This window comes from Collinsella aerofaciens, assembly GCF_020709435.1.
In the GTDB taxonomy this organism is placed as follows: domain Bacteria; phylum Actinomycetota; class Coriobacteriia; order Coriobacteriales; family Coriobacteriaceae; genus Collinsella; species Collinsella aerofaciens_AU.
Window position 1 is genome coordinate 1 of record NZ_JAJFDP010000042.1, and the last position, 1,062, is coordinate 1,062.

At 65.4% G+C, this 1,062-nt stretch carries 2 protein-coding genes; both read right to left on the reverse strand.

Features of this window, described 5'->3' with window-relative positions:
* Nucleotides 1–8: 8 nt before the first annotated feature.
* Complete coding sequence (locus LK493_RS10050) at nt 9–842, reverse strand: PTS system mannose/fructose/sorbose family transporter subunit IID (RefSeq protein WP_195622533.1); 834 nt, start codon at nt 840–842, stop codon at nt 9–11.
* The coding region (locus LK493_RS10055; RefSeq protein ID WP_147324175.1) for a PTS sugar transporter subunit IIC at nt 823–1,062 on the reverse strand (240 nt) is incomplete at its 5' end. The genes LK493_RS10055 and LK493_RS10050, both read right to left, overlap by 20 nt.

Here is a 1,062-nt window from a genome sequence, read left to right on the forward strand (position 1 = left end):
CCGGGCCCTTACGCCAGCACGCCGAAGAACGCGCCGATGATGCCCACGACCATGGTGGCCACGATCAGCACCATGGGGTTGATCTTCTTGGACAGCAGCCAGTAGTACAGCCAGAAGGCGATCATGCCGAGCATGCCGGGCATGATGCCGTCCAGGATGTCCTGGAGGGTCTGGGCGTCCTCGCCCGAGCCGATGGCCACCGGGATGCTGGCCCAGAACATGTCCTTGCACATGGCGCCCACGACCATGACGCCCACGATTCCCACGCAGGTCATGATCTTCTGCATGAGGCCGGTCCTCTGGGCCTCGTCCAGGAAGCCCACGCCCAGCTCGTAGCCCTTGACGGCGCCCCAGACGCGCAGCGCGAAGCCGGGGACGTTGTAGATGAGCAGGAAGGCGATGGGGCCGAAGGGGTTGCCGGCCTGGCACAGGCTGATGCCCACCGCGGCGGCGACCACGCGCAGCGTCGACAGGAAGATGGAGTCGCCGATGCCGGACAGCGGGCCCATGAGGGCGGCCTTGACGTCGTTGACGCTCTCGGGCTCGATCTCGCCGCGGGCGACCTTCTCCTCCATGGCCATCGCGATGCCGCCGACGAACGGGGCGAACTGGACGGTGATGTTGAAGAACGCGCAGTGGCGGTGCAGGGCCTCGGCGTAGTCGTCGGGGCGGCCGGCGTAGATCTTCTTGAGCATGTTGGCGACCATCAGGCAGAAGGCGATGTTCATCTGCTTGTAGTAGGTCCAGGAGAACTCCATGCCCAGGGCGCCGACGTTGACGGCGCTCTTGACGAGGTCGGAGCGCGTGATCTTGTTCTCGGGACTAGAAGTCATCGTCCTCATCCCCTTCCGCGGAGAGCTGGGGCTGGGCTCCGCCCAGGCCGAGCAGGTCGAACTTGTCGATGCCGATGATGATGGCGATCAGGGCGACGCCCAGGACGGGCACGTTGGCGTAGGAGCAAAGCAGGAAGCCCAGGAAGTAGAAGGGCACGAGCTGCTTGGTGAGCACCAGGCGGCCGAGCATGGCGAAGCCCATGGCAGGCAGGATGTTGGCTGCAACGCC

Bases quoted from the DNA above. Each gene is read 5' to 3' on its own strand.
- LK493_RS10050 (WP_195622533.1), bottom strand. From the start codon at position 842: ATGAGGACGATGACTTCTAGTCCCGAGAACAAGATCACGCGCTCCGAC.